Consider the following 22437-nt stretch of genomic DNA (forward strand, 5'->3'; position numbering starts at 1 on the left):
ATTTCACTAGCTGCCGACGCCTCAACGCAAAAGTTGGTATTGGCGTACCAGCCTATTAATGCGCCGAGGATGAGAGGGATGAAGAAGGGGCGGGGGTTCATTTCATCCCCCACTTGGCTAAGCGCTTGAGTACGGTGGCCCCAGCATTAACAATAGGATTTTCGTATTGAATGTCTTCAAGACTGACAGGCTCAAGCTCCCAGCTTTTTTTCGTGGTATCCCATCCCTTTACCCACATCAAGCGCCGGTTGAATGACACTACATCCCCAGCTTGTAATTGATGCGATCTCAATAAAATGGTCTGATCTCCTCTTTGAACGCTGATAAAACCTTCTGGAAACTTTCCTCGAAATTCCGTTGGCTGTGCGCTTCTCGTTTGATGAGGCGATATGTTGCTCTCTATGTATTCAAACAATGGATAAAACATCTCATCGTCGACATCTAGCGCAATTGCTAGTGCATCAACGCAAGTTTTAACCTCGCTATCCGAAAGTTTGATAGCCGAAACCTGACCCAAACTCTCAATGCCATCAAGAAGCTGTTGATATTCGCTGCTCAGGTTAGGAACCCCAGATTGATGTGCGAGCTCTTCTGCTACCTGCAAGGCATCTATCAGCAAATCTATGTTTTTCCCTTTCAATATCATGAACCTGTGCTCCCAGTGAATTGAGGTGTGTAGGGTTAGACATTTGTTATTCAATGCCGTAAGCTTCAGCGGCAGGCAGGTACATGATGCGCAACCCAGGCGAACCCTTAATCACCTTGAACTGATCTGGGTACATGCTCTGGAGAGACCTGCAAATATCTTCCATAAGGGGATAATAACCCTCTCTTTCAGACGGTTCTGTTTCAGATTTTTTTTCACCGCTAAAGCACTGAGCTGCCATCTTGATGGTGATACTTGATGTACCGTTTCCGATAGCGCACTGCTTACGAATTTCGTTAGCGACCCTTTCTAAGGCATTGACCCACTCTTCGATTTCGTCTTCGTCGCCTCCGTCATCGAGAAAATCAGAAGGAAGCTCGTAATTATTTGGCTTATCTAATCGAGCGTCTAACTCAGGAAATAGCTCTAAAGCGCTGTGAACATAACAAGGGACCATATCTCCTTCGCGGCCTTCCACTTTGACAAACTTCAGCCAATCAGGCAGCTTAATTACCTCTCCTGTGCTCTCGTAAGCATTACTTTGAGCTTCCAAGACGTGGTATGTCCCTGAAGGATATTTGCCAGTTTTTTTATAGTCTGCACCCACGCTTCTGGCCCATAAAGCGCCTAACATCAGAAGTTCAGACTTGGCTTGATCTGAATATCCAGCAGGAATACCCATGGATGTGGCTGTTTTGCCATGCATCACTAGCCGAACGCAGCCCCCAGTCTTAGCAAACCCTGTCATCAAGTTGTTCCAGAGATCCGTACTAGACTGTTTGCCCATGGACCTCAATGTCTTAGTGCATTCGTCCAGAAACCAAATCCGATCCCTGGCTGAGCCCTTCTTTAAAGCACTAATTTCTTTGATGACCGCCTGATACCCTTGTTTGCCAGTGTCGATATCGCCGCCATAGATTCGCGTAAATTTAACCGGATAGATATCATCATCGCAGGTCACATAGGTAATCTGTTTATCATTGAGCGCTGACTCAATGATGGCCAAAATCATCAAGATAGTAGATTTTCCTGACCCTTGATTTCCGGTTGCACCAATCATGCGATCGCCCACAAATTGTTCTATGTCGCAGCCAGCGGATTTTAGCTCACGCAGCAAAATGGTGGCCCGCTCCTGTTTGGTTTTTGAAAGAAACTCAGGGGATACCCCGTGGTCATCAAAAATCGACCGTGGAGCATTGTCGTCTATACTCCAATCGTTATCGGATGATTTAGTACTGTACTGAGGGGTCCAAGACGATATTTCGCCATCCGGTTCTTCCTCATCGTCATCAATCGTCAAAACTTCGTAATCTGTATCAATAGCAGGTTCAATAACGTCTTTCTCTCCTTCAGCAGATTCTTCACTATCGCCTTCAAGCATGTTTTTTAAGACTGAAGACGTTTTTTCTTTAACTAAGGGATCAGCCGTTTCCGGAACTCCTTTACAAAGAGCTTCTAAGTCCTCCCACTCATCATCTGTGAGCCAGTCCCCAATCATGTCATCACGGATGTCTTCCTTAAACTCAAAGAACCGCTTGATAGCAAAGTAGCCGTTTCCACCCGTCCCGACACCAAACAAAATTACCGCTAACAAGGCTCCGCCTCCGCTAGCAAGCGCAACCGCACTGAGACCCAAAGATGTTGCAGCTCCCCAAGTCAGGAACGAAAACATTCGCGATGTCTCTCGCTCCTCAGCAATATCTGCATAAATATCGGTTGGAGAAACCCTCCCCTCCCTCAAATTCTGAGATAATTCTGCGATCGCTTGAGATTTTTCCTCAGGCAGCAATGCGTCAATGGACGGATGTGACAGCATCAATTGACATCTCCTTTAAATAATCGAACTCCTTTACGAACCAAGCAGAAACACCAAACAGCAAGCCATAGGAAGAACAACGTTATCGAGCCACGCATGACGTTAGTCCAGTCGATTCCGGTAGCCCATACCGACCAACCGCCTTTAAGCGGTGGAGCGGCATACAGTACAACTCCCCCATCAATGCAGAAGCAGGCAAACTGAACGACCCTCAAGCCAAAAATAAAAGATTCATAGTATCGGTTGTAATCCTCAATCATGGATGTCACCAATGATGAATCCCCTTGCTGAGGGTTGATTTTTTTAAATTTACGAAAGCTGCTAATGATGGACTTTCTTAATCGTGGTGAATGCTTGATCACCGTTGGAGCAATTTCACCTGACTGCAGCAACAAGAAAATGATGATGAATCCAAAACCGTAGGTTGTGATAACCAGTGCGTGAAGCACACTGGCGGCAATATCTAAAAAGAACGCCAGGAGATCACGCAGGAAACTCCCATACTTCCAGTCCTCAACAATACCAGCCCCCATGCGTTTCCAATCGATCACCTGCGACTCGCCAACTTTTCGCCCAAGCTCCGCATAGATATGGGCTCCTTGAAACAGGAGCCACCCAATCAACACGATTAGCAAAAAGCACAAAATAATACATACTGTGCTGCCTGGCGTGAAAATAGCTCCTAGCTTTGGAGCCTTGAATTTAGACGTTTTACGAGAACGAGGGGTCTTAGTATCAGACTTCTTTTTTTTGGAGTATTTCTCCCTCAAGTTACTGAGTTTTTGGGTTGTTGTGTCGGAACTTTGAGTTGCTCCATCGCCAGCAGCAGCTACCACGGCTTTCTCCTTACTGATCAATTTGAATCTCTGAACGATGCGCCCTTGGGTTCCAGTCCGCTGCACTGGCAAACCTGTTGTTTACGATGTCCATGTCCGTCGCCCTGGCCACGGTGCTCATATCCACATAGCCGTCCGGACCAATTTCAGCCGTTGTGCCGCGATCGTCACAGACTTCTGTCTTCGGCGGAAACGGCTTGCCCGTGTTTTTATCGATGGGTCGAAAATCCGTCGTGATGACGGCGACCTTGCTGGCATAGCGTTCGCCCGGCTCTTTCGGGAGAAACGTAATGATGCACCCAGAGTAAAAACGAATATGGGCTTGACGAGCTTCCAGCTCACGAGCTTCTAACTCGGCTTCCAGCGCTTCAGCTTTCGCTTTTGATTCTGCAGCCAGCACTCTGGATTGAAATTCTTGCCGATCTTGCAGCTGGCTAACCTCAGATTTCATCTCCCGGAAGTTTCGGCTCGACGGAGTGAATTGCATGGCGATGGAAACAGCAATCGCAGCTCCACCAACGAACAATACCGGTCCACGGTCTGCTGTCCGTTGCGGGCGTTTTCTATTGACGGCTTTTTGACGACGTGACATGACTTTAAAATCGACCTAGTTCGCTAAACAATTTATAAGTTGACAATGAGCAGGACAGGACTGAATTTAACCCCCTACAGGGAACCTTGCCTGCTACGATCTCCTGTGCCTGCTAAAACCTTCCTGTTCCTTTAGATGAAGGGTTTCGGCTGTTCCTGCAAATTATCTACAGGAGGTCAACCAGGATCTTGACACTCCTGTAGATCCTGCTCACTTTGCAGGGCCTAAAACAGCCTGATCTAGCCGCGCTTTTTGGGCGGGGCTGAGGAGATTTGCAAACGTTTTCGGGTCTGGGAATTTGGGCGCTGATAAATTTGTCAACAAATCCCCTCCTTCCAAACGCTCAAACTCAATGGACACCGTGGCGTCAGCTTGAACCGATTCTCCTAATTGGTAAGTTGAACGCCGTTTGGCCAGCATGCTTTCTAGCGTTGAGCCATTTAGCATACATTCCTCTCTATACGCGATCGCATCAGCGGCGCTCTCCAGTTTCCGCTCAAGCCCTGTGATGACATCAACTTTTTTCTGCAGTTGGTGCCCAAGAGCAGCCGCTGCAGTATCAGAGAAGGCCAGGGATGCCTCTTTAGCTTGTTCTGCAGACTCGCTAGGGGCAGTACTGGGTGCTTGTACCTGATGTGATGCTTGAGATTGAGTGCGATCGGTCGAAAAGCCTTGACCTGCAGTGGCTTTAGCTTTTTTCAAGTCTTCTGTTGTTCTCACAATTAAATCTCCTTAAGTAAATCGAAGTGAACGTCAATGAAGTGGTTGATGTTTCTGCCTGAGCGCAGCCAACCAGCCAAACTAACCAGTGCATCCAGCTGTTTGCCGGTATAAGTCCCAAACTCGCAAGGATGAATGTCTAGCTTCTGACGCCAACGACGAATTGTTCTAGAAGCAACAGATCTTCCAGTTTCTGACTTGATGCAGAGCTTAACTTCTGCTGCCGTAAAACCATCATTTAAGACCTGAACATTCATTGCCCCTTAAGTCTCTCCTTTAAAAGGTTTCAGCGATTTGGTGACCTACCTGTGTCCGGTCGACGACCTAGGTCATGCCTAGGTCATGCCGCCACTAAAGACAAGGATAATTCAGAAAATAAGAAATAGCAATGCTATCTCTATGCTTTAGCTATACAATTGCCTAAACCTCGTTCTTCAATCAAAATTGAGATGCCCAAAAATATAGAAAAAGCGATGCCTGGGAAAAACCAACGGAATATAAGCTTGTCCGATGCAGCGTCTGAAGAATTCCAGTTGGTAGCAGATTGGTTGGGGGTACCCCAAGCGTCGCTAATGAGGCAAAAGCTAGAAGAAGCACACCAGTCACCAGCTTTTGCGTCGGTGGTGAGACGAGCCAAGGCATCTCAACGCGCGTCAGCTGAAATCAGTCAGCTGACAAGGGAACTGAGAAGTGAAATCGCCAGCAACGAAAATGCGATCGCGCTGCTTGACAAACTGGAATCAGAATTAGAAACGCTGCTAGGGAAAGTACCCGGATCTGATAGTCATTAGCCACCCTCCCCACCAAAAAACCTGGGAGCCAGTCAACCCCCAGGCAGTCAGTGTGTGTTGCGGCAGCCGGAGCGCGGCGATCAGCTCCAGCCGTGTAATCCAGGTTACCCAAAGTAACCCGTTATATGTCCTATAGTATGACAGTCATTTGCCACTTATAGTGGTTGCGCCTGGCCTTATGCTGGGCGTTTTCTGTGGGTGGGCAGCCTCCGAGATAAAACCCCCAGAAGTATTGGCGGACTCCCAGGGGGTTATGTCGTGCTATGTGCAGCTAGAGATGCTTGCTGTGCTCTAGCCGCACATAGTTTGCCCAGGGAGGGTTGGGGTTAACGGAGGAAAGCTTAAAGGAATGGGAAGGCACTGCCTCCACCCACGGACATCGGCTGATCGCTGAAAGCCCTATGTTTTGGTTGACATCCGTGGGGCCTTATTTGACAAGGGTTTCAGTGCTTGAGGCCGTAAATCCTGCAGGCTGATAGGATAGGACTATCGACATCCGTGGTTTAGCTGTCTGACAGTTTCACTCGTTACAACCAGGGAGCTTCAGCATTCACGGAACCAACGTTAGCCTTTGGGCATTGTTATTCCGTTGTGAATTGCGGCATGAACGGAATATCCGTACTGCCAACATCTAGATTTAGCTGAGATAATAACGTTGTCACTTGTCCCCGGTGATGGGTTTGGTGGTTAAACATGTGCATAATCAGAAACCTTCGAGATACTGAACGCACTTTCCCATCGACTTTGCTCTTGTAAGTCTGCACCTGGTCAAGCCAGGAATCTTCAAGCGTTGATACCCAATCGACAAGCCGAATATCAAGAGAAGAACGAGCAGATTTAAGCTCAGAAAATGTGGAGAAAAGCTCTGCCCCAAGTTCCGGTACCTGAGGTGGATTTTCGGTAAATCTTGACATAAAGGCCAGGTCGCCATAGGTGATGTGGTTGAGTGTCAAATATATAGAGCCAAAGAATGCTCCCCTATCTAACCTAAGTTCATCCTCTGGTAGCTCTGAACACACGTCGTAAATCTTGCTATTCATCCATTGGTTATACTCAGCCAGCAACAGAAACAGGGGTTTGTCTAGCATACTTACCTTTTGATCAGTAAACTTCGAAAACTATACCCCAACCAACCTCTGACGCTCACCCCTACCACAGCCCTATGGAGTACTCGGGAGCAAGTTACATCAACTGCAACACTTGATATACGCATTAAATAGCCCCCAATACACAGGTACCGAGGGCGGCTTTGTTATAGGAAGTTACTCATAATATGAAGGAGCAGTATGTCTGCTCTCAGTGTCTAGAGTACCCAGTTCTGTAGGGAGAGATCGCACCTTTCAAGTGTGCACAATCCCTCAAGTTCTTATTGGGTTTGAGGGGTTGAGCTCACGCCTTCTATAAGATGGGAACGAACACACGTCAATAGACTGTTAAACCGGAAAGGCTTGGCAATGAATGCTTGAGCCCCTAAGGAGAGAACGTCTTCTCGAATTTCGTCATTGTCAAGAGCCGTCACAACAATCACAGGAATCTGCACTGCTTGCGCACGGATTTCCTTTAAGACTTCCCTGCCATCCATTCCAGATAGCCCTAAATCTAGCAATATAAGGTCGAATTTTCCTGATAAAGCTAAGGGAAGAGCTTGATTCCCATTTGAGGCTATCTGGGTTTGATAGCCTGCTTTTTTCAATCCTTTTGACACAAAGTCTGCGATCCGAGGTTCATCTTCAACAATTAAAATAGTCGCCACAGTGCAAACTGTAATTCAGGTCGTCAACCCTGAAGCTTAAAGGGTTTTTTGGGAAGAAGATGTAAGCATTGACTCAGAATTTGCAGAAAAGTGTCAATTATTCGTTTAATAGGACATCTTATCGGATGAATGCAACCACTCTCGGCACTGCACGCCCGTTCACTCCCCAACCAACCGCTGCCCCTGCCAATCCCCTCAAGAGTAACTTCATTCAGGGGTTTGAGCTTAACCGAGTAGGAGCGACAGGATTTGCTGGCATTTCTGAATATGTTGACCGATGAAACTTTTATTCAGAATCCGGCCTTCGGCGCTCCCCACGACGATTAACTATTAAGCAGGATAAGAAATCTTACTCCACCGTATGACCTTTTGCAGTAATCGCTTCCCGCACAGCATTTTCAGAGGCGCTGGTTTCGGCAGATACCTCCTTCGTCTCAACATTAATGTTGACCTTTGCACCGGAGTCCAGCTCGGTGATGGCTTTGGTAATAGTGTCAGCGCAACCATCACAAACGATGGAAGGAACCTTGAGTTGCATAGCCATAGGGATAGGGTGTCCTCTTCGAAACAGTGGCACCTTTAATGTAGATCGTTTTTAACACAGACCAGAGTAGATATCTGGGTAGAGATTGTAGCAATCCCATTGAGTTGTGCGAGTCACCTTGACGGGCTTTTCCTCACGGCAAGGGCCAACGCTCTCCGACCAAGAACAGCGCCAACCCTCGTTGCCTCTAGGTTTCCTGAAAGCCTATGGACATTCCCGAACACCTCAGTTAAGCTAGGCGAAACCACCTCATTTTCTGAGGGGGTCTGCCGAACCTCGAAAACTGCATTATTTCGTTGACCCCCTCAGATACATTACTGGGCAAGGGCTTCAGACGTTTTCCACAGGGCTTTATTGGGAATAGCTTCTATTTATCTGGGCTTTTCCAGACCCCCTCAGAAATCGGGTTCTAGAGGACTTGTATAGTAAGGGTTCCAGAAGGTGGGGGTTCAGAACCCATTACCCCGCAAGGGGACGGAAACTTCTCGCCATCGGTGTGGTCGCACACCTCTGTGTTTTGTTCAGAACCCATTACCCCGAGAGGGGACGGAAACAAATAACCTCAGTTTAAGTAAAACTGCTCAGGAGGCTGTTCAGAATCTACTACCCCGAGAGGGGACGGAAACTAGTGCATGTTTTCCTTAACCTCTGTGTAGGGGGCAAGGGTTTAGATCCCATTACCCCGAAAGGGGACGGAAACGCGATCAGATTAATCTCTCCCATCATGAACTTTAGGGGTTCAGACCCCACTGCCCCGAAAGGGGAAACTACCCACACAAAAACAGGGCATACGCATGACGCACGCCCCTTCTGAATTCCTATTGTTCATGTGTCAGGCTTGGTGAATATCTAAGCCGCCACCAGCCTTAATAACCAAATACCCCACCCCCGACCTTAGTCTCGTATCTCAGCCCCAAAGCCTCCCAAATGCTCCACTAAGGTCTGACCGACAATGAAGGACGATGCCACGACAGAAAGTCTTTAGGAAATATACAGAACCTTTCAGGCGATCGTTTAAGGCTGCATGGTAGACCGAAATATTTCAATCTAACCAATTGTTAGGCTCCAAGTGCATTTGTAGAGTAGTAGCTTCCACATATCGGATTTGTGTTTATCATTCAATTGCTGTGAGATTATTGGAAGGCTTCAGATGGAAGCGTTAATTGTTCGGATCGTCAAGGAGATTAGGCGTGGAGAAAATATAGACTTATACATTGCAATAGTTACAGCTATTGCATTACTAATACTAGGTATCTTTGGTATATCAAATCCTAGCTGGATTGCCTCTATCAACATATCTGTGCTAATACTTATTACGGTTTCGCTACTAGGAAATCGTTATCGGATCGAGAATATACAAAAAAAGCTTTCAGAGTCTAGCCATGGTGTTTTCCAGGAGAAATTTCCAGAAGATTTTGAGGAAAGTATCTCACAAGCACAAGAGCTATGGATTGTTGGTATTAATCTAGGAACAACTTCAAGCATATACTTTAAAAACTTTCGCCGCATATTAGAAAGCCGTAGAAAAATAAAGATACTTATACTAGAGCCGAATGGAGTAGCAAATAGCCTTGGTGCTGCTAGATATGATATGCAGACATCATCTCAATGGCACAGGATAAAGATTTTAGAATCAATCACGATATTTTGTAGGTTAAAAGAGAAAAATCCTGAATTCCTAGAAATTCGAACAATTGACTATATACCTAGTTTCGGCTTTTTTGGCGTTGATCCTGAATCGTCAAAAGGTACTCTATACATTGAACACTACGGTTATAGATTAAGAGAAGGTGACTTACCCAGAGTTGTTTTGAGACCTAAAGATAGTGCTTGGTATGTTCTTTTTCAAGAACAACTTTTTACATTGTGGAATGATGGTAATGAGTGGAATCACAATGTAGCTGAGACAGAAGCGATGATTCAAAACTCCCCCTAGGGTCAATATGCTTTTGATTACTGAGTTACAAGCTACATTGAGTTGTCTTTAGCACAGTGACCTAATCGGTATAGGGATAATCCTCACGAATGCAGGGCTGCACCAGTCACTTCAGCATCACGGGGCAAACATGCCCTAGAGCGTTGGAAGTTATATGGAAAATTCCGTACAGCTGCCGAATCTAGGCGTAATATACCGGCAAGTTCCATATAGCTAGCCTTATAAGGGGTAGCTATATGGAAAAGTAGATTTAATAATAGTTATGTAGCAGAGAAAACATGAGCGATCTTGCGTGGGAAGCGATTAATGATCAACTCTTCGTGAAGCTCACGGGTACTTTGCTGTCACGTTACGGGTTCATTGATCTTGACTACCAAGGTACTGGTCCGGATGGCGGCATCGATTTATTCGCAACCGAATTGGTGACGTTCACGGTACAAGGTTCCGTACCTTTCCGATGGGCAATCCAATGCAAATACTCTTCTGAGCCAAGTGACAAATCGGTCAAGGCATCTGAAATCTCTGACATCAGCGGCATATTGCGTTCTCAACGCTATGCCGTTCAGAAGCCTCAAGGTTATATGTTGGTTACGAATCGACGCATTACTCAAACCGTGGTGGAACGCCTACGGGGCATCAATGACACAACAGAGTTCCGCACCGCGAGGATTGATGGAGATCGTGTTGAGTCTATGCTGTCTGAGAAGCCAGAGATTAGTGATGCATTCTTCGGCAGTCAGATTTTGGGAACACCTGCCATTACAGCACGCAATCCCAAGGGACGATATCTTGAATCACGACCAAAAACTTCCGTCACATTTCGACTAATTGAAGGGATGCAGGCGACAGGGCCGTGCGCATCCTGGGTCTGTCGTGAATTGCTGATCGACCCGCATTCTATCCAAACGACGCTCAACCGCTCACAATTCGAGGCTTTGGGGGCAATTCCGTACCCACGCAGTGAAGAACCGGAGTGGTCGAAGCACAAGGGTCAGCCTGCCGCAATTCTGGAGCTTGAGATTGACGGTATAAAGCACTTCTGTCGGGTGACGATGGTGGAAAACGATCAAGAGTGTGTTCTGGGCTCTGAGATATTGCAGAAGTACATTACCGTAATTCACCCGGATGGAACTTGTCACCTTCATTCAGCCGGTCCACAAACTGCCTAATAGGGATAGGGAAAATCGCACGAATCCCCCTCCCACACTTCCCAGTGCGGGTCCATGCCAGGGTAATAGGTTCATCATTTCACCCCTAAATTTCTGCAATACGATTGGGCATAGAAAAACCAGCATTCACAATTCTTGCCAGCGATATAAGCAGACTCATGAGGTTCTCCATAGCCAACTTGCAAGACTAACTCGCCACTGTCGTACATTGAGATCTCTGCCCATTGCAAACCCTGGATGAAGTAACGGATAAATTCAGGGGTAGTTTCCATATCCCATTCACCACCATCTCTAGACTCAATTCGATAACACAAGTAGTATTGACCAGCCGCTATCTGCTCAAGGAACGCCTCCACTACCCGAAACCTGGCAGCTTCTAAAACCTGCATGTCGCCATCGACCAAATCTAATTGATCATGTTGGACAGGAAAACGAATCACAGAACCGTCAGGCAATTCGCGAGTTTCGACAACAACACCGCTAATTCCATGCTGCTTTTGATAAGCATGCACTTGCTCTCGAACCTCGTGATAGCTGGTAATGGCTGCAAACTTTTCTTCAATGCGATCGAGCCTGACAAATTCACGCTCTCCTTTAATGTGCGCCATCATCTCAGAGTCAATGATTTCGATCAGCTGATCGGTGGTGTAAGTCATGCCGCCACACCTCCATCAAATACCTCCAGCACTCGCTTACTCCACTTGAGATGCTGATAGGTAGTCATGTCGCCGTCACTTCCATTAGCGGTAGTCATTCGGCCATACTCCTGCCCCCATTCAGTTGGCAGATACTTAGGTTCACCCTTGGCAGGTTTATCAACTTTAATCTGAAGCCCCATGTCTGTTAGTGCCCGATTCACTTTTACGGCACTTAGCCCAAGATACTTACCCAAAGAAGTTGGGGTTAACCAGACAATATCTTCGGCGTCAACAGTATTAGTGGCTGCCAGCATACTTTGTGCAGGCTTTAACGCTGGTGACAGTTCAGGGTAAAGTGCTTGCACTGCGGAAATCTCTGCCCCAGCTTTTAGGCTTTTAGACTGTTCCTCTGTCTTACCTAGGGTTAGGGGTTCAAGAATGTATCGAGTTAGCTCAACAACTTCTTTGGGAGATGGCAGCGCTAAGGTGCTTTTTGAAGCCGTTGCGGGAATTTCCGTATCGGTAGGTGACTGTATTTGAACTAACCCCTTAGCGGCATAACAAGTAGCCCGAATACCCATCTCCTGAAATTGATCACAAGCATATTCAGCTTGAACCGTGCATCGTTTGCCAGCTTTATAGGCATAGTATTTAAGAATTACTCCAAGAGCTTGATCTGGGACTCCCTCCTCAGAGAAGCGGAAAATTTGCCCCCCATCAAAGCCTTTATTTTCAAGCATTACAGCTAATTCAGACTTGTTTTTTTGCCCCCCATTAAAGTGGTATCGTAACGACCCTGGTTCCTTCCCAGCCAAACGCGCAGCAGCCTTGATGCTAACAATTGCCACACCGTCACTTTCACGTATGGTTATCTCGTCTGCGATATTTCGAAACTCGATTATTTCACCACTCATTTGTTAATCCTCAGAAACTTCATTTCGTAATTCAAAACTCTTTTTTCCTTCCGTCCCTTTAAAATCCCACTACCAACAGCACGTCCCCCGACCGCTGCCGACTGCTCTATTTCGTTGCTAAAATCTGTTGGCGCTATTATAGCGAGAAAACAGAGAAAAGAGAGAAGAATGCAATCAAAAAAGAGTGCTTTCTTTTTGATTCTCTTTTGACTTTTGGGTGCTGTTTGGGCGGTACTCTATCAGGTCTGAAAACGACAGCGGATAAAGCTCTAACTTCTCTTTGTTGCCCAGTGCAAGAATCGCATCCATAATTCGGTCAACGCGATCTAACTTGGGGGTTTTGGCTCCTGATCGATATTCAGAAATTAGAGCATCACTTTTTAAGCCGAGGTATTCAGCCAGGGCAACATTGCGCACGTTGTATCGAGCTTGGACTTCTTTGAGTTTGAAGATGATCATGACGCCCTCCTTCTAAAATGGCGCTTCCCATTCGGTGCCATCATCCGAAATAATTTTCTTTTTGCCTTCTTCGGGCTGCTGGTCAAAACTTACGCCGAAAGAAACACCTAAAACCCTTTCTATTTCTCGGAGCGTTTCAAGCGGCAAAACTTTAGTGTCTTCATTTTCTATTTTGTACCAGTTCGCTGGGGTCATCCCTGCATCTGTAGCAATCTTGGCCACGCTAAGCCTCTCTGGGAGTTGCTGCCGCTGCAACTCCTCCCTTGCTTCTTTAATGCGTCCTCCAAGCCCAGGGAAATCGACATCCTTGCGAACCTTCATCATTACGGCCATAGACTGCGTACTCCATCATAAATTGTCGGTTGTAATTATATATTAATCAACAATCTATAATTGTCAACTGGCGGTTGACGACTGTTGATTGTCGGTTTATAGTTATGCTATAGCAAAGCCCCAGGTCTCTCCGTCCAAAGATCGACCCAGGGCTAAGCAACCCAAACCACTTAGCAATTTGGATTATGCAAACTATACCCAAGTTTTCGACTAGTCCCAATGGTGATAGCCACACCGTTTTCTGGGGCGATCAGGTTATTGGAAAGATCGACTTTAATATCACCACGCTGAAGTGGGAGTACAGCCGCTACAGCCAGTACCCCGCTATCACCTCTGGTGCCACGGCTGCGGAATGCCTGAAAGTAGCTGAGCAAGATCATGCGCTAGTTCATGCGTCCAATGAACCCTGCCTGGCTGAGGCTGGATACGTTAACAGCATTCGTCTGGTCCGTGCGACTGACATGGCCTCACTGACAGGGCACATCAATCAGGCTAAGGCAGATGGGATTCCAACCATCATCTGGCTGGCCGGTGAAGACGCTCCGCTGTGGTGGAGTGAGTGCCTACAGGCTTCCGTGATGGCTGCCTACAAGGGGAGGGCTCACCAATGAAAATCACCAAGAACCCTACCTTTGGCCAGCTCTACGTCGAACACAACGGCTACGAGTACCGGGTACCCAAGCACAACGTTCAGCACTTCCTACGGGGTATCGACCTGGAAGAGGTGCCTGACGAAGGGTGCCATCACGACAGCTCATTAGCGGATGAAGCGCTGGAGCTGTTTGCTGAGCTGGTATGCCAATTGCCTGACATGTAAGACCTCACCGCCGGTTCCATCGCTACGGGACCGGCCCCGCCAACCCTACGGAATTAGAACGATGCGAATACTCCTATACACGTTGTTGTGGCTTGTTGTTTGTCCCCTATGGCTGCTGACTCAAGCTTTAGATGCAGGTAGCTACATCGAAGGTCAGCTTAGTGATCTTGAAGTACGCCTGAAGCTTGAGATTGAGTCTCGGATCAACGCCACCATCAAAGCTTGGGCGGAGGCGTAGATCGATGACTAACTTCACCTTGCAACTAACCAAAGAAGGCTACATTGCCGCCTTCCCCTCTCGAATGAACCACGGGGCTTCTTATGAGTCGTTACCCTGGCCCACACCCGATCAAGCCATTCAGAGTCTGACGGATGACTACGACTGGGATAGCCAGGTCGGTGAGGCGATGGATGTGATTCGTCCTGTCATTGAGAAGCACGGGGCGGGACTGATTATTGATGCTTTGCTCCGACTGGAAGAAGTGCTTTCTGATATTGCCCTGCATGAAGCCAAAGGGGCATTGGAAGTGACTCAGAAGATTATGGACCGCTATTAATCCTGCGCGATCGCTACCGGTTCTCCGATGAGGGGAACCGGTTTGCTGTGCTATGTCTCTACAGCTAACCACCCGTATCTATACCCGCATCCTTGACTGCGGCAGAGAAGAGGCCAGACTTTGGCATGTGCTTCGGGCCATGGACCCGCAAGGCACTGGCAAGGTACTGACAACACCTGCTGCACTCGCCCAGTTAATGGATGTTGGTTGCTCCACTGTGTACCGATGGCTCAAGAATGGCCTCGGTACCTTTTGGCGTGGAAGACGGGTGGTTAATGACCAGACGGAACTCTATCTATCCGGCATTGCTCAGGTAGTGCGATCGCTCAGCTTAGGCAAACTGGGTGCGATCGCAGAGGTTCCAATAAGCCTCCTGACCCGAGCAGGGGCAAAGGCATTGTCCACCCAGTTAGATGCCCAACAACGACAACGACAGGCGTGGTGGGCGGCGAATGCAGAAGCCAACAGAAATGCTAGGAAATTCATATTGAAGCCATGGGAGCGCGTCGCCTCTGCTATATCGACAGGGGCAAACGAAGGTGGGGAGGCAAAACCCTTTCCCAAATACGCTCTCATTGATGGTCAATGGCAATTACCTGGTACTTCTTTAGCAGGCATCCGAAAACAAACTGATTGGAAGAGCGATCGCACCATCCAACGCAGACTATCCAATACCTGGAGAAAAGAGAGAGACCTTGAACCGGTGGCTAAACTGAGGGTTGCTGAGGACTTGAAAGACCCAGCATTAATCTATCAGTTGGCTCAATCTGGTGTAGGTTACTTTGCTACAGATAAGCGAGTCTATAAGGTATTGCCTCACACCACTGGCAAGTACTTTGTTCTGTTGCATAACATCTATGCTGAGGAGTATGAGCTACTGAGCTGTAGACGGTTGAGAGGGAAAGTGAAGAAGATGGTTGAACGAATATAGTTAGGACAGAAATGAGAATAAAAAATGAGGATTCTGCTCAAGCGATCGCAGCACTAGAAATTATTGAGGCTGAGTAGTAGATCTAATAGCGCTAGCTAAAAACCCTCCGATTTCAACTGATCGGTAAAGGTGATGCAAGAGCTTACCGAAATGGGTAAGAAAAATGGACTATTATTTCCAACTATTCCGATTTCAACAATCGGTAAAGCGTGGTGATGGGTAAAGGAAGAATGGAAGAGTTTCTTTCATTCTTCCAACTATTCCGATTTCAACTAATCGGTAAAGTGAACGAAGCTAGCGTAGTAAGCTATGGCCATCCAGACTATAGCTAGTTTCCAACTATTCCGATCTGAGTCGATCGGTAAAGCAAGAGCCCGAAGAAAGTGAATTGCAGCAGCACAGAGGTTTCCAACTATTCCGATCTGAGTCGATCGGTAAAGACACCCCCAGCAGAAGCCCGTCATAGAGCACGCCCCAGACAGCTAAACCACGGATGTCGATATAGCCATTCTATCAGCCTACAGTTCTAGCCACTTCCAACGCTGAAACCATTGCCCTGTAAGGCCCCACGGAGGTCAACGGAAAACCAAGGTTTTCGAGGATCTGCTCACCTCCGTGGTCAACGCCAATTACTAACAGTTAGTCCCCCAACAACAAAACCCCCAGCGCCACCGCCAGGGGGAGAGCAGGATTAGCTTCGACATCTACAGCGTATCGACTGGGCACAGGCCACACCCTAGCCAAAGGTCTAGAAAGTTGGAATGTACGGAACTATGGCTGTAGGGTGCGTCTTTACTAGTGCTACGTTGACTACTCCCACCGCTAAATCAAAGATTATAGCGGGGGATTCCCAGGCTCACGCTTGAGAGTTTTCTGCTTCGTAGCACTAGCCTTAACAGACTTGCTCTGTTCGGGTCTTACAGTTGCTCCACAGACTTCGACCGCTAGACCAGCGGCAAGAATATTTATCGCAGCATTTATATCTCTATCATGGCTATGGCCACACTCAGGACAAACCCAATCTCTAACATTAAGCAGCATTTTGGGGCTGATATGCCCGCAATTACTGCAACGTTTAGAGCTTGGAAACCATCGGTCAATCTTGACCACAGTCCGACCATACCAATCAGCTTTATACTCAAGCTGCCTAACCAGTTCACCCCAACTTGCATCACTGATAGAGAGTGCAAGTTTGTGGTTTTTCTTCATGTTCTTCACTGCCAAATCTTCGACTGCAATTACTTGGTTTTCGCGTATCAGTCGAGTAGTCAGCTTATGAAGAAAATCTCTGCGAGTGTCAGCTATTTCAGCCTGGATTCTCGCTACTTTCAACCGTGCTTTATGCCGATTGTTAGAGCCCTTTTGCTTCTTAGCGAGACGCTTTTGAGCCAATGCAAGCCGCTTGTGCTTTTTGCGAAACGTCTTAGGATTAGCAACTTTCCCGCCATTGCTGTCAGCAATCAGGCTTGTTACACCCAAATCAACCCCGATTTTATTAGGAGACTTAGGCAATGTCTCAATACCCACGTCCACCAACAGGCTTACAAACCAACGACCAGACGGATCAAGCTTGACCGTCACAGTCGAAGGTTTAGCACCTTCAGGCAATGGCCTAGACCATCGAATCGGCAATGGTTCGGAACATTTAGCCAAGTAAATCTGATTGTCTCTGAACTTGAACGCCGACTTAGTGAACTCAGCACTTCCACCATTATGCTTCTTTTTGAAGTTGGGGTATTTCGCCCGACCTGCAAAGAAGTTGGTGAAAGCCTTTTGAAGGTGCCTGAGACATTGTTGCAAGGGGACACAGCTAACCTCATTCAAGAAGTTCAGCGAGTCCTCTTTTTTCCAGAGCGTAAGCATAGCGGACGTTTCTTTGTACCCAACCCGTTTTTGATGCTTATACCAAGCGTCAGACCGTGCAGCCAATGCGCGGTTGTAAACGAGTCGAGCGCAACCCATAGTTCTTCTCAGCAAGTTTTCTTGCTCAGGAGTTGGATAAAAACGATATCGAAATGCTTTTTGGCTCATAGTCACATTATAGTGTTTAGAATGTGAAAGTGTGATCTGCCACGCTCTTTTGTTTTGTGAGGGGTGATTTATTCCTCTCGTCGCTAAGCTTCGCTATAGCGAGAGTCTCCAAAATCTGCCCTCACACACCCACGATCTGGATGACCCGCCCCCGGTTTGCTGTCGGGGGTTTTCTGTGTGTTGGGGCGAGCCCCTTAGAATTAATCGGTGAGCGCTTGTAGAATATCGGATGCGTTCGTGCCGACTAGTTGCAAGTTCACACCCAACCGCTGAAAATCTTCAAGAGTTCTCTGGGTGTGGGTGCCATTTAAGGCATTTGAGGCTAACTGAGTAGCTCTATAGGCAGAAAACCCTTGGCGCTCTAGCTCGTTGCGAAGCAGTGCATGTTGTCTCACTTGGTGGCGATTTGGGTAGTCATGGTGCGCTTCCTCCTGGGAATGTGTCGTGGTGGCCCGTTGCGGTGGGCCAGTCCGGTTCCTTTCCGTACTAACGACCAGATGGCCTTGCACGCCCTGAATAAGCTCCAGCATCAGGGGGCTGTTCCCTGGAGCAATATTTGTTATTCCGCCATCTCCTCCATCTCAGCGTCGGAGTGGCTAGATGTGACAAACTCGATCGCTTCCTGCAGCGTGTCCACTTCATCAAAATAGGAGCTCTCACTGTAAGGCTCGTCAGCCAAGCCCACCCGCCAGAATGTATCGTCATCATCCTGGACACTCCAAATGCACTGCCACGTATAGCCATGAACAATGATGGATTCGTCAGCGCGGGTGATTGTAGCGGTAGCAGTAGTAGTGACGCTCATGACGATTGGCTCCAGAAAAACGACAAAGTCTTTTAGTCGCTGACCGGCTCCGGTACGCTCGCTGGCTTATGCCCCGGTGACGCGCCTCACGTCCTGCGCCCCGTTTGCCCTGGGGAGGGGTGGGCATCCCGTGCCCGGTTGAATTAAATATAGCGAATCCCGCTTTATTCATCAACCCTTGCTATAAATTCATTTTTAGATACAATGGGATTCAGATGTCAAAGGGTCTTATGAAAGAAAGGACACAAAAAACTATTCGCATGGGTGAAAAAACACCCATGATCGTCGCTTACTACGCCGCCCGATGTGGATTGTTGTATGGCAACAAAGGTTCTATCGGACTACTGCTGGACGTAATCTCAAATTTTCGAGGGAAGCGATTGGATACATTTACTCAGTTAATCAAAAATCAGATGGCAGAGGACAAAGAAAATGATAGGCATTGATTCTTTGAATTTAGGCGACTTGCCGACAGTAGATTTCGAAAGAAAAAATGCCTTGCCATCTGTGTGTGGAGTTTATCTTGCTATTGATTCAAGCAATAAAGTCCAGTATGTGGGGAAAGCGAAATCGATTAAAGACAGATGGGACTCTCACGAAAAAGCCAAAGAATTAGAAGCAAGCAATAAAATTGCATACATCCGGTGCTCGTACAGGGCTTGCAATCAAATTGAAGCTGACCTAATCAGCTTCTACCAACCTAAACTAAACAAAAGCTTCACTCAGAAGGAGTATTTTAATCAAAAACCAAAAACAACACTGAACTGGAATTTTAGGTTTATTTTTAACAGGCAAAAAAAGAGTGTCGCAGATATTGCAAAAGCCTCTGGTTTGACTAAATCTAAAATTCAGAACTTTGTGGAAATGGAGAACTGCCCAAATATAAGCACACAGGTTTTGCACAGGCTATGCATTTCCTTGGATTGCCAGCCAGGAGATCTAATTTCAATTGAATACGAAGACATCAAGCATTCACAAAGTGTACAAAAAACAAAAAATCCAGCAGAGCCTAGGCTTGGGAGCATTTATAGGTACAAAAATCACGGCCAAAATCCATTGATATGGTCAGAATTCAAAGTAATAGGATTAATCGAAAATAGCCTAAAAAGCTATAAAAGTCTTGTTTGTAATGGGGCTGCAGATTATGCATTAATACCGGGACTGCAAGAAATGGTCAAAAGAAATTCTTCTGGTTACACAATTGTTTCAAAAACAAGAGGAAAGAATTCTTCGGTCTGGAATGCAAGATGGGCAATAAATACTGATTTTTTACTTTCCGAGAATTTTCAATTTATTGACAACTCATCTACTGTCCCCTGAGGAGTTAAGGCAGTTGGTGTGCTTCACCCGAGCCTTGGCTATAGATTGTGATGACGAGCTAAGGTTGAGCAACTAGCCCCGGCATACTCCACGGTGGTTCTTTGAGAATTCCGTAGCGTTGTCGGGGTTTAGGGTTGGCGCGGGGGCCTGGTGCGTCGGGGAGGCGAACTAGGGCCATCTTCCACCACCCCAACCAGTAAAAACGCATGCTCCACCACAAACCACTGTTTTACTAACAGGGTCATGTCATCAAACAGATAGACTTCTCCGTCGCCATCGCAGATTTCCGCCATCTTGCCCATGCTCATGGTTCTCGCCAAGACGATCGCTGAACTGAGCCCCTGATAATCATGGTGTGGATGAATAACAATGCCATCGACATCCGGATCATCAATCGTGGTGCAATAGCCAGCTGGGTGATTCTGGCCCAGCACACCATTGACAATGCCCGTGGGATTCTTCCAGGCTTCGTCGTGTTCGGAGTACAGCGGCGTGAATCGGGGGTCAGTGTAGGTTTTCATTACTTGTCAGTTTCTTGCAGATTTCATCCAACAGCGTGTAGTAAGCCTCTCTGCCCATCACTAATCGAGCCGCCCTAGAAATGGCCCTATCGACCACAAACGCTGTCAGCCAGATGAATGCCGCCAGTCCTATGACAGCATCAATAATCAAGTGGATCTTGGTGTAGTACTCCAGCATGGTTATTTTCTATATCGCCCAGACGTCAATTCCAAAGCGACCAACGCCCACCCAAACGCATTACAGTATCGAATCAGATCGCCCATCCTTAGGACTTTTTTGGGTCTAAGCCAAAACCACAGCGAGCAATTCATCCTGCTACCAGCCATAACTTTTAATCTCCTTCTTCAATACGCTTGCATATCCTCTCAGGCACCCACCAACACCTCCCATCGTCCTTCTCCACAAATAGATACCCTGGCAGTCTTTGGTCATTAGCGAAATACAAAAGGCCAATGAATACCCCTAGTAAAACTGCTTGGGCTCAAATCAAAGTCCCCAGGCTGAGACTGAAGATCCTTGACCACTGTTTTGCAGTGCTTTCGGAACCGCCACAATCCCACCACTATATTTTTAGTCTTGGGGGACCAATCATTGATTAAGTGCCGTTCATTTGTACACTGCCTATGAGTTGGCACAGATAAAACTGCACTGAATAAAAGAGAGCGTTGGGCTCTGTCAATTTTGAGGCAGTCTACCTGCCAATGCGTTGAGGTCTTCATTGCTTCAGTCAAGATAAATTCTTGCCGCCATCCTAGCACCCCCCAACCTGCGATCGCGCCAGGCTTCCGGCCCACCAGCAAGAATCTCCTGAAAGGCTTGGTTTTAAAGGGGTTGAGCAGCAAAAACTCTGGGTGTGCGATCGCGTGTGGGTTGGCTTATGATTTGGTGAAGAAGACAATCGCACTTTTAAATGAACAATCCATTCGGCATTAAGGCCAAAGCGCCACTCAGTATTGTTGCCCGCCCTGGAGAGGTGAGCCTGACTTTTAATCGCGTATGCGGGATGCAGATACATCACGAGATTCTAAGTATTGAGATTTTCGGCAACTTTCATGTGGGAGTACAGACATATGACAATGCTCCGTCTGAGCCTGAGCCATCACTTGCATACTGGATAAATTTTCCTCACAATCTGTATGACCCCAATCATGTCGCCACCCGAATTGCTGAGCGACTTAAGGCAGAGCATGGGATAGATAGCATTGTAAGCAGATACAACCCTAAAGACGATGACAACGAAGGGCCAATGAATGTGCTGGTGACTGCTCGGTAAGCTTTGATCTATGCTTCATCCCAACCCCACCCAGACCTACCGCCACCGAAAACACGACCCAGCCGCCGGACGCTGGCATGAGTATGAGGTGGTTGGCATCGTGGAGCCGTGGCCTGAGATTCCTTCAGGTGATGTTCGCACCCACTGGTATTTCCCTCAGCGGTATCGCCACACCGGCACAGGAGAGTTGGTCGTACTCATCGGCTGCGGCACCAAGATTTACGCAGAGGTGAATGAGCCTCACATCGCATACAGAAACACCCGCCCCGACCTGTGTGATCCGGAGTGGGTGTTTTGCCTCAGGCAAGTGAGTGAGTTTACCGATAGGCGTTTTTCTTTGATAGAGCCCTGATAGCTACTACGATCGCGTACCAATGCGAGCTGTTCTATTCTTCTTTATCCTTCCAGCGAGGTGGTAGGCGGTCATTAAATCTTTTTCAGTTAAATCCTGGTCTAAGTAACTGCTTAGCGCTTGCTGGCAAATACTGGCCTCTTCATCAGAAAGATAGATGAACCGATTAGGGGGTTGTTCTTGTGGTTGATCCATTATTTAAGCTCTCCACATAATGCTCTGGCCGCTCGGTAGCAAGTGCTCCAGCTCCACATCGGGTTGTAGTTTTGCAGCAGTAAGGCTGTCGTGTCTACATCGCCGTCGGTGACCGCAGCCTCTAAATCATCTGGGAGTTGTGGTTTGTTCATTGCACCCCTCCCAGTTTCTTAGCCAAATACTCAAGATTCCGAACGACAGCGGCAAACTGTTCTGTCGAATAGCATTCAATCTCGGGCAAGTCATTCCAGTTGCCATCAGCATCCACCACTCGGATGTAGGCATGGCCTGTTAGCTCATGAGCAACGACCTGGATCTCCAGAGGGCCTTCTAGTTCCGGTTGCTTGCTGTAGACACCCTGGTCAATCAGTTTGTAGCCTTCACGTTCTAGCCATTGCAGGGCCAAGTTGTATGCAGTCGTCAATTGAGGCATGAGAATTTCTCCTAAAATTTGATTGATTCGACGTCCTGATAAAATGTCAGAACT

33 protein-coding genes are annotated in these 22437 nt (G+C 47.3%); 12 read left to right on the plus strand and 21 right to left on the minus strand.

All coding sequences use genetic code 11. The features are described from left to right. Positions 1-97 precede the first annotated feature (97 nt). The 6 genes from N836_RS42485 to N836_RS42505 form a co-directional block, all read right to left on the minus strand. Positions 98-646 (minus strand): hypothetical protein, encoded by a 549-nt coding sequence (locus tag N836_RS42485; protein WP_023070642.1) that lies wholly within the window; start codon positions 644-646, stop codon positions 98-100. Positions 647-692: 46 nt separating this feature from the next. Next, positions 693-2462, minus strand: coding sequence for an ATP-binding protein (locus tag N836_RS42490; RefSeq protein ID WP_023070643.1), 1770 nt, complete (start codon positions 2460-2462; stop codon positions 693-695). After that, entirely contained in the window at positions 2462-3298 is an 837-nt protein-coding gene (locus tag N836_RS42495) for a hypothetical protein (protein WP_152532038.1), read from the minus strand. Before N836_RS42495 ends, N836_RS42490 begins: the two co-directional genes overlap by 1 nt. A gap of 10 nt (positions 3299-3308) precedes the next feature. Beyond that, positions 3309-3890 carry a hypothetical protein gene (locus N836_RS0136945; protein ID WP_031291493.1) on the minus strand — a complete coding sequence of 194 codons (582 nt, stop codon included), beginning with the start codon at positions 3888-3890 and terminating at the stop codon, positions 3309-3311. Between the two features lie 210 nt (positions 3891-4100). Beyond that, positions 4101-4610: a hypothetical protein gene (locus N836_RS42500; protein ID WP_023070646.1), complete on the minus strand. Its 510-nt coding sequence runs from the start codon at positions 4608-4610 to the stop codon at positions 4101-4103. Between the two features lie 2 nt (positions 4611-4612). Further along, entirely contained in the window at positions 4613-4867 is a 255-nt protein-coding gene (locus N836_RS42505; protein ID WP_023070647.1) for a hypothetical protein, read from the minus strand. 192 nt (positions 4868-5059) lie between these two features. Here N836_RS42505 and N836_RS42510 point away from each other — a divergent pair, with 192 nt between their 5' ends. Beyond that, positions 5060-5401, plus strand: a complete 342-nt coding sequence (locus N836_RS42510; RefSeq protein WP_023070648.1) for a hypothetical protein — start codon at positions 5060-5062, stop codon at positions 5399-5401. Positions 5402-5982: 581 nt separating this feature from the next. On the opposite strand, the gene N836_RS42515 is transcribed toward N836_RS42510, so the two are convergent. Further along, positions 5983-6489 carry a DinB family protein gene (locus N836_RS42515; RefSeq protein WP_023070649.1) on the minus strand — a complete coding sequence of 169 codons (507 nt, stop codon included), beginning with the start codon at positions 6487-6489 and terminating at the stop codon, positions 5983-5985. Between the two features lie 278 nt (positions 6490-6767). Then, the gene (locus tag N836_RS42520) at positions 6768-7154 is read right to left on the minus strand and encodes a response regulator transcription factor (RefSeq protein ID WP_023070650.1); all 387 of its coding nucleotides are present in this window, start codon (positions 7152-7154) and stop codon (positions 6768-6770) included. 125 nt (positions 7155-7279) lie between these two features. Between N836_RS42520 and N836_RS76895 the strand changes: the two genes are divergently transcribed. Further along, positions 7280-7435 carry a hypothetical protein gene (locus N836_RS76895; RefSeq protein ID WP_023070651.1) on the plus strand — a complete coding sequence of 52 codons (156 nt, stop codon included), beginning with the start codon at positions 7280-7282 and terminating at the stop codon, positions 7433-7435. A gap of 68 nt (positions 7436-7503) precedes the next feature. Here the strand turns inward: N836_RS76895 and N836_RS42525 are convergent, their stop codons facing one another. After that, on the minus strand, positions 7504-7698 hold the full coding sequence (locus N836_RS42525) for a heavy-metal-associated domain-containing protein (RefSeq protein ID WP_023070652.1): 195 nt from the start codon (positions 7696-7698) through the stop codon (positions 7504-7506). Between the two features lie 1150 nt (positions 7699-8848). Here N836_RS42525 and N836_RS42530 point away from each other — a divergent pair. Together N836_RS42530 and N836_RS42535 are read left to right on the plus strand one after the other, a co-directional pair. Then, positions 8849-9634, plus strand: coding sequence for a hypothetical protein (locus N836_RS42530; RefSeq protein WP_023070653.1), 786 nt, complete (start codon positions 8849-8851; stop codon positions 9632-9634). A gap of 278 nt (positions 9635-9912) precedes the next feature. Then, the gene (locus N836_RS42535; protein ID WP_023070654.1) at positions 9913-10803 is read left to right on the plus strand and encodes a restriction endonuclease; all 891 of its coding nucleotides are present in this window, start codon (positions 9913-9915) and stop codon (positions 10801-10803) included. 74 nt (positions 10804-10877) lie between these two features. Here the strand turns inward: N836_RS42535 and N836_RS42540 are convergent, their stop codons facing one another. The 4 genes from N836_RS42540 to N836_RS42555 form a co-directional block, all read right to left on the minus strand. Then, positions 10878-11459: a hypothetical protein gene (locus N836_RS42540; protein WP_023070655.1), complete on the minus strand. Its 582-nt coding sequence runs from the start codon at positions 11457-11459 to the stop codon at positions 10878-10880. After that, complete coding sequence (locus N836_RS42545) at positions 11456-12355, minus strand: hypothetical protein (protein ID WP_023070656.1); 900 nt, start codon at positions 12353-12355, stop codon at positions 11456-11458. Before N836_RS42545 ends, N836_RS42540 begins: the two co-directional genes overlap by 4 nt. A 174-nt stretch (positions 12356-12529) precedes the next feature. Further along, positions 12530-12814, minus strand: coding sequence for a hypothetical protein (locus N836_RS42550; protein ID WP_023070657.1), 285 nt, complete (start codon positions 12812-12814; stop codon positions 12530-12532). A gap of 12 nt (positions 12815-12826) precedes the next feature. After that, complete coding sequence (locus N836_RS42555; protein WP_023070658.1) at positions 12827-13147, minus strand: helix-turn-helix domain-containing protein; 321 nt, start codon at positions 13145-13147, stop codon at positions 12827-12829. Positions 13148-13332: 185 nt separating this feature from the next. Here N836_RS42555 and N836_RS42560 point away from each other — a divergent pair, with 185 nt between their 5' ends. From N836_RS42560 to N836_RS42575, 5 genes are all read left to right on the plus strand, one after another. Continuing rightward, entirely contained in the window at positions 13333-13758 is a 426-nt protein-coding gene (locus N836_RS42560) for a hypothetical protein (RefSeq protein ID WP_023070659.1), read from the plus strand. Beyond that, positions 13755-13964: a hypothetical protein gene (locus N836_RS42565; protein ID WP_023070660.1), complete on the plus strand. Its 210-nt coding sequence runs from the start codon at positions 13755-13757 to the stop codon at positions 13962-13964. Before N836_RS42560 ends, N836_RS42565 begins: the two co-directional genes overlap by 4 nt. Before the next feature lie 61 nt (positions 13965-14025). Next, entirely contained in the window at positions 14026-14202 is a 177-nt protein-coding gene (locus tag N836_RS76295) for a hypothetical protein (RefSeq protein WP_023070661.1), read from the plus strand. A 4-nt stretch (positions 14203-14206) separates the two neighbouring features. Next, positions 14207-14521: a hypothetical protein gene (locus N836_RS42570; protein WP_023070662.1), complete on the plus strand. Its 315-nt coding sequence runs from the start codon at positions 14207-14209 to the stop codon at positions 14519-14521. A gap of 52 nt (positions 14522-14573) precedes the next feature. Next, positions 14574-15452, plus strand: a complete 879-nt coding sequence (locus N836_RS42575; RefSeq protein WP_023070663.1) for a hypothetical protein — start codon at positions 14574-14576, stop codon at positions 15450-15452. Positions 15453-16286: 834 nt separating this feature from the next. Here the strand turns inward: N836_RS42575 and N836_RS42580 are convergent. The 3 genes from N836_RS42580 to N836_RS42590 all read right to left on the minus strand — a co-directional run bounded on the left by N836_RS42580 (position 16287) and on the right by N836_RS42590 (position 18288). After that, positions 16287-17483, minus strand: coding sequence for an RNA-guided endonuclease InsQ/TnpB family protein (locus N836_RS42580; protein WP_023070664.1), 1197 nt, complete (start codon positions 17481-17483; stop codon positions 16287-16289). 200 nt (positions 17484-17683) lie between these two features. After that, positions 17684-18013, minus strand: a complete 330-nt coding sequence (locus N836_RS42585) for a hypothetical protein (RefSeq protein ID WP_023070665.1) — start codon at positions 18011-18013, stop codon at positions 17684-17686. 29 nt (positions 18014-18042) lie between these two features. Beyond that, positions 18043-18288 carry a hypothetical protein gene (locus tag N836_RS42590; protein WP_023070666.1) on the minus strand — a complete coding sequence of 82 codons (246 nt, stop codon included), beginning with the start codon at positions 18286-18288 and terminating at the stop codon, positions 18043-18045. 432 nt (positions 18289-18720) lie between these two features. Here N836_RS42590 and N836_RS42595 point away from each other — a divergent pair, with 432 nt between their 5' ends. Then, positions 18721-19608, plus strand: coding sequence for a helix-turn-helix domain-containing protein (locus tag N836_RS42595; protein ID WP_023070668.1), 888 nt, complete (start codon positions 18721-18723; stop codon positions 19606-19608). 128 nt (positions 19609-19736) lie between these two features. On the opposite strand, the gene N836_RS42600 is transcribed toward N836_RS42595, so the two are convergent. After that, positions 19737-20129 (minus strand): hypothetical protein, encoded by a 393-nt coding sequence (locus N836_RS42600; protein ID WP_023070669.1) that lies wholly within the window; start codon positions 20127-20129, stop codon positions 19737-19739. Beyond that, a complete protein-coding gene (locus tag N836_RS42605; protein WP_023070670.1) occupies positions 20113-20307 on the minus strand; it encodes a hypothetical protein in 195 nt (64 codons plus the stop codon). The genes N836_RS42600 and N836_RS42605 overlap by 17 nt, the downstream gene beginning before the upstream one ends. Before the next feature lie 733 nt (positions 20308-21040). Between N836_RS42605 and N836_RS42610 the strand changes: the two genes are divergently transcribed. Continuing rightward, on the plus strand, positions 21041-21403 hold the full coding sequence (locus N836_RS42610) for a hypothetical protein (RefSeq protein WP_023070671.1): 363 nt from the start codon (positions 21041-21043) through the stop codon (positions 21401-21403). Positions 21404-21413: 10 nt separating this feature from the next. Then, the gene (locus N836_RS42615; RefSeq protein ID WP_023070672.1) at positions 21414-21755 is read left to right on the plus strand and encodes a hypothetical protein; all 342 of its coding nucleotides are present in this window, start codon (positions 21414-21416) and stop codon (positions 21753-21755) included. A gap of 6 nt (positions 21756-21761) precedes the next feature. Here N836_RS42615 and N836_RS42620 read toward each other — a convergent pair whose 3' ends face one another. Genes N836_RS42620 through N836_RS42625 form a run of 3 tightly spaced genes read right to left on the minus strand, consistent with a single transcriptional unit; the run spans position 21762 to position 22383 of the window. Beyond that, positions 21762-21950, minus strand: a complete 189-nt coding sequence (locus N836_RS42620; RefSeq protein ID WP_023070673.1) for a hypothetical protein — start codon at positions 21948-21950, stop codon at positions 21762-21764. Then, on the minus strand, positions 21950-22102 hold the full coding sequence (locus tag N836_RS76300; RefSeq protein WP_023070674.1) for a hypothetical protein: 153 nt from the start codon (positions 22100-22102) through the stop codon (positions 21950-21952). Before N836_RS76300 ends, N836_RS42620 begins: the two co-directional genes overlap by 1 nt. Then, entirely contained in the window at positions 22099-22383 is a 285-nt protein-coding gene (locus N836_RS42625; RefSeq protein WP_152532039.1) for a hypothetical protein, read from the minus strand. Before N836_RS42625 ends, N836_RS76300 begins: the two co-directional genes overlap by 4 nt. Between the last annotated feature and the right edge of the window lie 54 nt (positions 22384-22437).

Origin of the sequence: Leptolyngbya sp. Heron Island J (genome assembly GCF_000482245.1) — a bacterium.
Taxonomy (GTDB): Bacteria; Cyanobacteriota; Cyanobacteriia; order Phormidesmidales; family Phormidesmidaceae; genus Leptothoe.